Genomic DNA, 12,412 nt, shown 5'->3' with positions numbered 1-12,412 from the left:
CGGACGGCACCACCACCTCGGTGTTCAGCTTCCAGTGGCAGTCCTCCGCCAACGGCACGACCTGGACCAACATCGGCGGTGCCACGTCGGCAAACTTCACCCCCGGCGCATTGCAGGTTGGGTTGATGCTGCGGGTGGTGGCGAGCTTCACGGATGACCAGGGCTTTGCCAACCAGGCTGCGTCGGCGGCGACCGCCGTTATCGGCGGGACGTTCAACGGCGATGGCGGGAACAACATCCTGACCGGTACGGCGGGTGACGATGTGATGAATGGCGGTGGTGGTGACGACACACTTAATGCCGGTGCGGGGAATGATTTCCTGAGCGGCGGTGCGGGCAACGATGTCCTGAACGGTGGTGCGGGTAACGATGCCCTCCATGGCGGCGCTGGCAACGACCAGATGGCGGGGGGGGCTGGAGATGATCTGTATGGCGTTGACAGCGTCGGGGATGTTGTGACCGAGACTGCTGGCGGCGGTAATGATGTCGTGTGGACCTCGTTGTCCACCTACACCTTGCCGGCGAACGTCGAGTTCCTGCGCTACGCCGGTACGGGCCCGTTCACTGGTACGGGTAACGCCCTGGCCAACGACATCGCGGGTAGCGTGGGTAATGACGTGCTCATCGGTGGCGGTGGCAATGACACGTTGGCCGGTGGTGCGGGTAATGATGGTCTCCATGGTGGGGTAGGCAACGACCGGATGGTGGGCGGCGCCGGAGACGACCTGTACGGCGTCGACAGCGCTGGAGACGTGGTGGTCGAGACCACCGGCGAAGGCAATGACGTCGTGTGGACCTCGTTGTCGACCTACACCATGCCGGAGAACGTCGAGTTCCTGCGCTACGCCGGTACGGGGTCGTTCAACGCTACGGGCAATGCCCTGGCCAACAACATCGAAGGTGGAGTGGGCAATGATGTGCTCATAGGGGCGGGAGGCAACGACGTGCTGGCCGCCGGCGTGGGTAACGACGGTCTCCATGGTGGGGTAGGCAACGACTGGATGGTGGGCGGCGCCGGGGACGACCTGTACGGCGTTGACAGCGCGGGAGACGTGGTGATCGAGCTGGCAGGTGGGGGCAATGATGTGGTGTGGACCTCGTTGTCGACCTACACCTTGGCGGCGAATGTCGAACACCTGCGTTACGCTGGCGTGGGGCCGTTCAACGGCACGGGCAACGCCCTGGCCAACAGTATTGCCGGTGGCACGGGTAACGATGTGCTGAGCGGTGGTGGCGGCAACGACGTATTCCAGTTCGGTGCTGGTTTCGGCCAGGACCAGATTCTGGACTTCGACGCCAACCCGGCCGGTGGGCAGGACCGGATGGACATCGCCGGTCTGGGCATCACCGCGGCGACCTTTGCGGCGAATGTCAGCATCGCCGACCTGGGGGCGAATACCCAGGTCACCATCGGTGCCAACAGCATCACCCTGGTGGGGGTGGCGGATGCCACCACCGTGACCCAGGCGGACTTCATTCTCGCGGGTTGAGGGACCCTGGCGACAGTTCGTTGACGCACAAAAAGGGGCGAAGCACGTGCGGCTTCGCCCCTTTTTCATGCCCGCAGAAACTCAAAACCCTGCTCTATTCCGGCCTTTCTGATGGCTATGCCGATTTTTTGGCACTAACGTGCATTATTTTGCGTTCTGCTAGCAAGAAAGATGCCTCCGAATTGCCCGGACTTCCCACTTGAGTCAACGGTTGTATTCCTCTGATAAGTGGGACGGTGGTGTTAGACAGCTCTAGAACGCCACTTTCAGCCGTCAGGAGAAGAGCGTGCCAGGGCAGCTGGAAGAGTGCTACCACATGTCGAGCGACTCAATTTTATCGATTTTATACGGTTATATGTTTTAAATCAGATACTTACCATCTTTTTACATTTAGAAACATATGTCGACGTTTTATTGACAGTGCAAGTGGCCGGGGCTTTAGTCAGGGTGTGTACGAACATGACTGTTTTTTGGCACGTAGAGACGTTGAGGGACGCCGCTGCGGAGCCCGCCACAAGAGTGCTAGGGAGAACACCGTGATGAGCATCGATTCAGTCTCGCGCAGTGGGCCGACCGGCCCATCGACCTGTGCCGCCCCCCGGGTTCGCTTCCACGGACCACCTCACGCCTGAGTAGCAGCGCCGCCTTCGCTAGCGGCGCCGAGAGGGACAAATCCATTCAGTCGGTACTGAGCCACTTCCAAGGCTTGGCGGGTTCGGCTGCGACTGCGATTTGCCCGGCTAGATCGCTTTCCATTGACGAAACGTGGAATCGCACCCGCGTGGGCGTGATTCGGCCTGACTGATTGCTGTCGCATTGAGGAAAAACACCATGGCCACCTACATCAAATCTGACCTCGAGTTCATCCTCCAGCAGATCCTCATCGCTGAAGCCCATGCGGCAGGCGAGGATTTGTCGGCATTGTTGCCCAACTCGCAAGTGCCCTGGGGGCTCAGGACAGTCGATGGTTCCTTCAACCATCTGGTACTCGGACAAACCGAGTTCGGCGCGGCCGACGAACTGTTCCCGCGCATGCTCGACCCGGTATTCCGCATCGCCGAGAACGGCACGTCCTATACCCAGACCAGCGGCCTGGTATTCGATTCGCAGCCGCGGATCATCAGTAACCTGATCGTCGACCAGACCGCCAATAACCCGGCGGCGGTAGACGCCAATGGTGGCGCCGACCCGGTGCTGAGCCCCGGCCTCGACGGTATCTTCGGGACTCCGGATGACCAGGAAGTGTTCTTCATCCCCAACACGACGCCCGATGAAGGCCTGTCCGCGCCGTTCAACTCCTGGTTCACCTTCTTCGGCCAGTTCTTCGACCACGGTCTGGACCTGGTCACCAAGGGTGGGAGCGGCACCATCTTCATTCCATTGCAAGAGGACGACCCGCTGTTCGTGCCGGGTAGCCCGACCAATTTCCTGGTCCTGACCCGTGCTACCAATCAGCCGGGGCCGGATGGTGAGCTGGGTACCGCGGACGACATCCACGAGCACACCAACACCACCTCGCCCTTCGTCGACCAGAACCAGACCTACAGCTCGCACCCCTCGCACCAGGTCTTCCTGCGCGCCTATGTCTCGACGGCCGACGGTCCGGTAACGACCGGCAAGCTGATCACCAATCGTGATCTGGTCAACGGCGTATTCGGCGATGGCGATGACGTGGACCTCGGCGGCATGGCCACCTGGGCAACCGTCAAGGCCCAGGCCCGCGATGTGCTGGGTATCAATCTGACCGATGCAGACGTGGGCAACATTCCGCTGCTGGCCACCGACGCCTACGGCAACTTCATCAAGGGGCCCAATGGCTATCCGCAAGTGGTGATGAGCGATGGTGTTGGCGGAACCTTCCTGCTCGAAGGTGATCCGGCCGCCAACGGCGGCCAGGGCATCAGCCTGGCCAATGCCGTGCGTACCGGCCATGCCTTCCTGGATGACATCGCCCACAGTGCCAACCCGTTCAACAGCCAGACGGGGGCGCTGCTTGCAGCTGACGGTGACAACGTTGCCGGAATCGACGATGGCAGCTCCGCCACCTACGACAACGAACTGCTGGACGCCCACTTCATCGCCGGCGACGGACGGGTGAACGAGAACATCGGTCTCACCGCCGTGCACCATGTGTTCCACTCGGAGCACAACCGCCTGGTGGACCACACCAAGCAGGTGATTCTGAGTTCCGGTGATGTGGAGTTCCTCAATCAGTGGCTTCTGGTTCCCGTTGTCGGACAGATTCCCGCCGATACATCCACTCTGGTATGGAATGGCGAGCGCCTGTTCCAGGCCGCCAAGTTCGGTACGGAAATGCAGTACCAGCACCTGGTGTTCGAGGAGTTCGCCCGCAAGGTGCAGCCGAACATCGATGAGTTCCTGGCACCCACGGGTTTCGACGCCAGCATCGACCCGTCGATCGTCGCCGAGTTCGCCCACGTGGTGTATCGCTTCGGTCACTCCATGCTGACTGAAACCATCGACCGCCTGGACCCGAACTTCGTCAGCAGCGAGATCGGCTTGATCGCCGCCTTCCTCAACCCCCTGGCGTTTGCCGAGAGTGGTGCGGATGCGGATGCGGCCGCTGGCGCCATCATCCGTGGCGTGACCCGCCAGCAGGGCAACGAGATCGACGAGTTCGTTACCGAGGCGCTGCGCAACAACCTGCTGGGCCTACCCCTGGACCTGGCGACCATCAACATCGCCCGTGGCCGAGACGCCGGTATTCCGTCGCTCAACGCCGCACGCCGCGAGTTCTTCGAGGCTACGGGGGACGCTCAGCTGGAGGCCTATAGCAGCTGGGTGGACTTCATGGGCGGCCTCAAGCATGAGACGTCCCTGATCAACTTCATCGCTGCCTATGGCACCCACGACACCATCACCGGTGCCACCACTCTCGACGCCAAGCGGGCCGCTGCGACGGCCATTGTGCTGGGTACCGCCGGTGCTCCTGTCGACCGTCTGGACTTCCTGCACAGCACTGGCGAGTGGGCCAGTGGCGCGAACGGCGTGACCACGACCGGGCTTGATCTTGTGGACTTCTGGATCGGCGGCCTGGCCGAGAAGCAGATGCCCTTCGGCGGCCTGCTGGGCTCGACCTTCAACTTCGTCTTCGAGACCCAGTTGGAGGCCTTGCAGAACGGCGACCGCTTCTACTACCTGGGCCGCTTGGCAGGGCTGAACTTCCTCACCGAGATGGAGCAGAACTCCTTCGCCAAGATGGTGATGCGCAACACCGACGTTGATCGACTGCCGGCGGATATCTTCTCCGCCCCTGGTCTGATCCTGGAAGTCGACCAGGCGCGGCAGTTCAACGCGGGTATCGTCAATAACGCCGGTGCTGATGGAATTCTTGGCGATGATCCATCCACCCCGCTTGTGGATGAAAGCGCCGACGATATCGCGACGCCCAACGAGGACCCGCTGGGCGATAACGTGCTGGTTCCGCTGGTGATCCGCGACAACCCGGCCACACCGGAAGTTGATACCAACTACCTGCGCTACACCGGCGATGAGCACGTGGTGCTGGGTGGTACCGACGGCAACGATATCCTGATCGCCAGCATCGGCGATGACACCCTCTGGGGCGATGGCGGCAACGACCGTATCGAGGGCGGTGACGGCGTGGACAGCCTCAATGGCGGCGCCGGCGATGACATCATCACCGACATGGGCGGCGACGATAACATCAAGGGCGACGACGGCAACGACGTTATCCATGGCGGCAACGGCTTCAACCTGATCCTCGGCGGCGCCGGCAATGACTTCATCATCACTGGCGAAGACGTGTCGGAAACCTTCGGTGGTACCGGCAACGACTTCATCTACGGCGCCAAGGGCAACCTGCAGACCGCTGGTAACGAAGGCGACGACTGGATCGAGATCGGCACCCAGGACGGTGCACCCGGCGACAACTTCTCGCCCTTTGCCCTGGATGAAGTACCCGGCAACGACGTCTTCGTCGGCGGCGGTGGCTTTGACGAAATGATCGGCGAAGGCGGTGACGATATCTTCTTCGGCTCGGAAGGTGCCGACCACTTCGACGGCGGTTCCGGCTTCGACTGGGTCAGCTACAAGTTCGACCCCTTCGGCGTGCTGTCCGACATGATCGTCGACGACTTCTTCGAGCCGCCGGTACCGGCCTCCAACGCTGGCATCTTCGATCGCTTCGCCTTCGTCGAAGGCCTGTCCGGTTCGCAGTTCGGTGACATCCTGCGCGGCGACAACGCCGATGCCGCGGAGATCGCCGAGAACGGTCCGCTGGGCAGTGTGCTGAACCAGGCCGGCATTAACCTGATCGCCGGGTTGCAGGAGTTCCTCGGCGCGGGCGTTACCTCCTTTGGCGCCGGCAACATCATCCTCGGCGGTGGCGGTAGCGACATTCTTGAAGGCCGTGGTGGCGATGACCTGATCGATGGCGACCGGGCACTGAACGCCTTTGTCAGCGTGCGTACCGACCCCAACGACCCCAATACGGAGATTCGTCGCGTCGACAGCATCGGCGCGCTGATTCCCGACATGCTCTCGGGGGCGATCAATCCGAGCCAGTTGGTCATCGTTCGTGAAGTCGTCCAGACCGCCGGCTTCAACTACGACACGGCGGTGTTCACGGGCAACTTCGAAGACTACGACATCAATATCAACAACAACGGTACGACGCTGGACTTCAGTGATGACGTGATCACTGTCACCCACCTGGAGGTGGACCTCGACGGCAACCCCGTCATCGGCGCCGATGGTGTGGACCGGCTGACTGGCATTGAGCGGCTGCAGTTCAACAATGGTTCGTTCGCCTTGGTTCCGGGTCTTAATGAAGGGCCGCAAGGCCAACTGCAGATCGATAACACCAATCCGCAGAATGGCCAGGTTCTGCAGGCCTCAGCCCTGCTGGTAACCGACGCGGACAACGTGGCCTCCGGTGGCGCTATCACCGGCCCCGTCGCCTACTTCTGGCAGGCTGAGACCGTTGCCGGTTCCGGCATCTTCCAGGACATCGTCACCGAGGCCGGCGAGCGGCCGCAAACCGCCCAGGGCGACAGCTTCCGCGTGACCGCGGACCTTGATGGCTTGGCGCTGCGGGTGCGTGCGGTCTACAGGGACCAGAACGGCGTGCTGGAGACCGTCTTCTCGGATGCCACCGCTCCGGTGGATGGACAGGTGGTCGTCGCACCGCCGCCGGCTGTGCCGCAGGAAGACTTCGTCGCCAGTCCTGGCGTGCATATCATCCGCAGCGACCTGCAGTTCATCCTCGACCAGATACTTATCTCCGAGCGCCATGCCGCTGGCGAGAATCTGCTGGATATCGTGCCGAACTCCCGTGGCGCCTTTGGTCTGCGTACGGTGGATGGTTCCTTCAACAACCTGGTGCCGGGTCAGGAGCACTTCGGGGCGGCCGACCAGCCCTTCCCGAACCTGGTCCCGCCAGTGTTCCGCGATGACCAGGATGGCGACAGCATCGACATCAACGGTCCGGCTCCCGGTGAGGAAACCAATACCGACTTCGGTGCCCCTGGCAACGTGGTCGATGTCGATCCGCGGGTCATCTCCAACCTGATCGTCGACCAGACCATCACCAACCCGGCAGCTGTGCAGGCTTACGTGGATGCCGGTCTGGGCACCCTGAGTCCCACTGGGGTTCTGCTCGACCTGAACGGGGTTGCAATTCCCGCCGGGCAACCCCTATTCATTCCCAACACGGCACCTGACGAAGGCCTGTCCGCCGGGTTCAACTCCTGGTTCACGCTGTTCGGCCAGTTCTTCGACCATGGCCTGGATCTGGTGAGCAAGGGCGGCAATGGCTTCGTCTTCGTTCCACTGCAACCGGACGATCCGCTTTACGTCGAAGGCGGCACGTCCAACTTCATGATCCTTACCCGCACCAGCAACGATGCTCCGGGGCAGGACGGCTTGATGGGCACCGCGGACGACGTGATCGGCGGCGGGCCGCTCAACACGACCACGCCGTTCGTCGACCAGAACCAGACCTATACGTCCCATGCATCGCACCAGGTGTTCCTGCGCGAGTACGAGACTAATCTCGCTGGCGATACGGTTGCCACGGGTCGCATGCTCGATGGTGTCGGCGGTCTGCCGACATGGGCGGAGGTCAAGGCCCAGGCCGCCGACATGCTGGGCATCCAGTTGACCGATGGCAACATCGGCAACGTCCCGCTGCTGGCGACTGACCTCTATGGCAAGTTCCTTCCGGGGCCGAACGGGTTCGCGCAGATCGTCACCCTGGTGGACGGCGAGATCGTGCTCGTCGAGGGCGTCGCGGGCGGCCTCCCGATTCCGGGCAACGCCCTGTTCACCGGGCATGCCTTCCTGGATGACATCGCCCACTCCGCCAACCCCTTCAATAGCCAGACTGGCGCGCTGATGACAGCGGATGGGGATGCCGTAATTAATGACGTAACCAATCCATCGCCGGCAGGCACGTTCGACAACGAACTGCTCGACCGCCACTTCATCACCGGTGATGGGCGTGGTAACGAGAACATCGGCCTGACCGCCGTGCACCACGTGTTCCATGCCGAGCACAACCGCATGGTCGATCAGATCAAGGCCGTGGTGCTGGCCAGTAACGATCCGACCTTCATCAGTAATTGGCAGAATGCGGACGGCAGCTGGAATGGCGAACGCCTGTTCCAGGCCGCGCGCTTCACCACTGAAATGCAGTACCAGCACCTGGTGTTCGAGGAATTCGCCCGCAAGGTGCAGCCGCAGGTGGACGTGTTCTTCAACGCCACTCAGGTCTACGACACCGCGATCAACCCGGCGATCGTCGCCGAGTTCGCCCACGTGGTGTACCGCTTCGGCCACTCCATGCTCACCGAGACGGTGGACCGGCTGAACCCGGACTTCACCGACGCGGGCAGCATGGATCTGATCGATGCCTTCCTGAACCCGCTGGCCTTCAACAATAACGGCACACTGTCGGCTGAGGAGGCTGCCGGCAACATCGTCCGTGGCATGACCCGCCAGACCGGCAATGAAATTGACGAGTTCGTCACCGAGGCATTGCGCAACAACCTCCTCGGCTTGCCGCTGGACCTGGCCACCATCAACATCGCTCGCGGCCGTGATACCGGCGTCCCGACTCTCAATGCAGCGCGTCAGGACTTCTACAACGCCACCGGCGACAGCCAGCTAAGGCCCTACACCAGTTGGGTCGACTTCGCCGCTCATCTGAAGCATCAGACGTCCATCGTCAACTTCATCGCGGCCTATGGCACCCACGCCGAACTGCTTGCAGCTGACGTGAACACGACGGCCGAGAAGCGCGCGGTGGCCTTTGCCCTGGTGTTCGGTGGCGACGCGATCATCAACGAAGGAACGGCGGAACAGCGCACCTTTACCGCCGACACCGCGGATCGTCTGGCCTTCCTCAACGGCGATGCGGCTGTCACGGGGGTCAATGACATCGACCTGTGGATCGGTGGCCTGGCCGAGCGGCAGATGCCCTTCGGCGGCCTGCTGGGCTCGACCTTCAACTTCGTGTTCGAGAACCAGATGGAGAAACTCCAGGACGGCGACCGCTTCTACTACCTGGAACGCACGGCGAGCATGAACTTCCTCGCCGAACTGGAGAACAACTCCTTCGCCAAGATGGTGATGGCCAACACCAATGCGACCCACCTGCCGGGGGATATCTTCTCCGACCCCGGCCTGATCCTGGAGATGGACATTACCCGGCAGTTCAATGCCGACGTGGTCAACCCCGGAGCTGATGGCGTTCTCGGTGATGACCCGTCGACGCCGCTGGTCGACGAGAGCCTCGACGACGTTGCCGCTCCCGGCGAGGATCCGATTGGCGGCAGTGCGCTGCTGCCTTGGGTGATCCGCAACAACCCGGTGGCCAATGACAATCTCTTGACGCCGTTCTATGTCGAAAACAACGCCAACTACCTGCGCTACACCGGCGACGAGCACGTGGTGCTGGGCGGTACCGATCAAAACGACATCCTGATCTCCAGCCTCGGCGACGACACGATCTGGGGCGATGGCGGCAACGACCGTATCGAGGGCGGCGACGGCAACGACCTGATCCGTGCCGGCGATGGCGACGACATCATCACCGACCGCGGCGGCGACGATAACATCCAGGGTGACGGCGGCAACGATGTCATCCACAGTGGCAACGGCTTCAACCTGATCCTGGGTGGCCAGGGCAACGACTTCATCGTTTCCGGGGAGGATGCCTCGGAAATCTTCGGTGGCGTCGGCAACGACTTCATCCTCGGCACCCGTGGCAACGAAGCGCAGTTCGGTAACGAGGGCGACGACTGGCTGGAACTGGGCGGCCCTGACGGCAACGCCGGTGACAACTTCAACGAGTTCGGCCTGGACAACGTGCCCGGCAACGATGTCTACATTGGCGAGCGCGGCATCATCGACCGGATGGACGGTGAGGGCGGTGACGACATCATGCTCGGCAACGGCGGCGAGGGCGATCGCTACGTCGGCGGCTCCGGCTATGACTGGGCGGTGTTCCGCGATGATCCGCGGGGGGTCAACATCGAGTTCGACCTGCGGGCCTTCGATGAGACGCCGGTAACCCCGTCGACCGCCTCGCTGCTGACCCGCTTCGAGTTCATGGAAGGCCTGTCCGGTTCGTCCCACAGCGACATCCTCAAGGGTGACGACCGCGATGCAGCGGCCATCTCCACCTCGGGTGTGAACGGCAGCATCCTGACCAACATCGGCCTGATCGCCGGGTTGCAGGAGTTCCTGGGAGCAGGCGTCACCTCCTTCGGCGCCGGCAACATCATCCTCGGCGGCAGCGGCAGCGATATCATCGCGGGACGCGGTGGTGATGATCTGATCGACGGTGATCGCTCGATGACTGTCTACATCGCCGTGCATCAGAACCCCGACGGCACCGGACCCGTGATCGACACCGCGTTCAGCATGACCGAACTGGTCCACGACATGCTCACCGGCCGCTACAACCCCGGTCAGCTGGTCGTCACTCGCGAACTGCTCGCTGGCAATGGCGCGTTCAACTACGACACCGCCGAGTTCGCCGGCAACCGCGCCGACTACACGGTGCTCAATAACGGCGATGGCACCTGGACCGTGACCGACACCGTCGATGGACGAGATGGTTCGGATCGCCTGAGTGGTATCGAACGGCTGCAGTTCAACGACATCAGCGAGGCGCTGGTAGTCGGCCTCAACAGCGGACCGGTGGGACTTGCATCAATCAGCGATGCCACGCCTGAAGTCGGTACTCGCTTGCTGGCCTCCATTGCCGGGGTGACCGATGCCAACAACGCGGGTGGCATTGTCACCGGACCGGTGTCCTACTACTGGCAGGCTGACGTGCGTGGTGACGGCATCTTCGAGGACATCATCATCGAGAACGCCGGCGCCGAACTGGCCCGCGCCACCGGACCGAGCTTCCTGGTCACCGCCGCCCAGGCTGGGCTGGCCATGCGCCTGAAGGCCATCTACAAGGACGCCAACGGCGTGCTGGAAACCGTGTACTCGGCGGTGACCGCACCAGTGTCGGCCACCCAGGTCAACGATGCGCCGACAGGGGCGCCGGCGATCAGCGATACCACGCCGGCCCAGGGCCAGCTGCTGACGGCCACGCGCGGCACCATCGCCGATCCGGACGGCACCACCACCTCGGTGTTCAGCTTCCAGTGGCAGTCCTCCGCCAACGGCACGACCTGGACCAACATCGGCGGTGCCACGTCGGCAAACTTCACCCCCGGCGCATTGCAGGTTGGGTTGATGCTGCGGGTGGTGGCGAGCTTCACGGATGACCAGGGCTTTGCCAACCAGGCTGCGTCGGCGGCGACCGCCGTTATCGGCGGGACGTTCAACGGCGATGGCGGGAACAACATCCTGACCGGTACGGCGGGTGACGATGTGATGAATGGCGGTGGTGGTGACGACACACTTAATGCCGGTGCGGGGAATGATTTCCTGAGCGGCGGTGCGGGCAACGATGTCCTGAACGGTGGTGCGGGTAACGATGCCCTCCATGGCGGCGCTGGCAACGACCAGATGGCGGGGGGGGCTGGAGATGATCTGTATGGCGTTGACAGCGTCGGGGATGTTGTGACCGAGACTGCTGGCGGCGGTAATGATGTCGTGTGGACCTCGTTGTCCACCTACACCTTGCCGGCGAACGTCGAGTTCCTGCGCTACGCCGGTACGGGCCCGTTCACTGGTACGGGTAACGCCCTGGCCAACGACATCGCGGGTAGCGTGGGTAATGACGTGCTCATCGGTGGCGGTGGCAATGACACGTTGGCCGGTGGTGCGGGTAATGATGGTCTCCATGGTGGGGTAGGCAACGACCGGATGGTGGGCGGCGCCGGAGACGACCTGTACGGCGTCGACAGCGCTGGAGACGTGGTGGTCGAGACCACCGGCGAAGGCAATGACGTCGTGTGGACCTCGTTGTCGACCTACACCATGCCGGAGAACGTCGAGTTCCTGCGCTACGCCGGTACGGGGTCGTTCAACGCTACGGGCAATGCCCTGGCCAACAACATCGAAGGTGGAGTGGGCAATGATGTGCTCATAGGGGCGGGAGGCAACGACGTGCTGGCCGCCGGCGTGGGTAACGACGGTCTCCATGGTGGGGTAGGCAACGACTGGATGGTGGGCGGCGCCGGGGACGACCTGTACGGCGTTGACAGCGCGGGAGACGTGGTGATCGAGCTGGCAGGTGGGGGCAATGATGTGGTGTGGACCTCGTTGTCGACCTACACCTTGGCGGCGAATGTCGAACACCTGCGTTACGCTGGCGTGGGGCCGTTCAACGGCACGGGCAACGCCCTGGCCAACAGTATTGCCGGTGGCACGGGTAACGATGTGCTGAGCGGTGGTGGCGGCAACGACGTATTCCAGTTCGGTGCTGGTTTCGGCCAGGACCAGATTCTGGACTTCGACGCCAACCCGGC

General features: G+C 62.6%; 2 protein-coding genes. Both read left to right on the top strand.

What is annotated here, in order from left to right; all coding sequences use genetic code 11:
- A partial coding sequence (locus E8F20_RS06395) for a calcium-binding protein (RefSeq protein ID WP_280283001.1) occupies positions 1–1,490 on the top strand: 1,490 nt, incomplete at its 5' end.
- Between the two features lie 831 nt (positions 1,491–2,321).
- Positions 2,322–12,412 (top strand): peroxidase family protein (locus E8F20_RS06390; protein WP_280283000.1); only part of this gene is annotated, 10,091 nt, incomplete at its 3' end.

The sequence above is a fragment of the Pseudomonas sp. BN415 genome (genome assembly GCF_029871195.1).
Classification (GTDB): domain Bacteria; phylum Pseudomonadota; class Gammaproteobacteria; order Pseudomonadales; family Pseudomonadaceae; genus Metapseudomonas; species Metapseudomonas resinovorans.
This window is presented reverse-complemented; position numbering and strand designations above follow the sequence as displayed.